Here is a 508-nt window from a genome sequence, read left to right on the forward strand (position 1 = left end):
TCCGTAAAGAGCTTGGCTTGGAGAGGCCTGCTATCCAGCGCTATAGCGAATGGCTGGGGAATGCTGTTCAGGGTGACCTCGGACGTAGCTATTCAAACAGACAGGATATCGCAAAAAGCATCGCGCCTCGCTTAAGCAATACGTTGTATCTGGCTTCTGTCTCTGCGCTGTTTGCCATTCCATTGGCGCTTATACTCGGCATCATTTCCGTACTGTATGCGGGGCGGGCTGTAGACAGAACGATTGCAGTGGCAACTCTTGGGACGATTTCGCTGCCAGAGTTTTTCGTCGCCTACATATTGATCGCTTATCTGGCGGTCTCGCTTGGGCTTTTGCCGTCGAGTGCCTTGGTGACATCATCGATGAGTGGCTGGCAACGGTTGGTTGCGGTATCGCTTCCCTGTATGACGCTGGTGATTGCTGTGACAGGGCACATGGCGAGAATGACACGTGCCTCTCTGATGGCTGTTATGTCTTCACCTTATATCGAGACTGCGCAGTTAAAAGG

At 52.4% G+C, this 508-nt stretch carries 1 protein-coding gene; it reads left to right on the forward strand.

The annotated features are described in order from the left end of the window. A partial coding sequence (locus IB225_RS20265; protein ID WP_192314879.1) for an ABC transporter permease occupies positions 1-508 on the forward strand: 508 nt, incomplete at both ends.

This window comes from Pseudoxanthomonas sp. PXM02 (assembly GCF_014851805.1).
Classification (GTDB): Bacteria; Pseudomonadota; Gammaproteobacteria; order Xanthomonadales; family Xanthomonadaceae; genus Pseudoxanthomonas_A.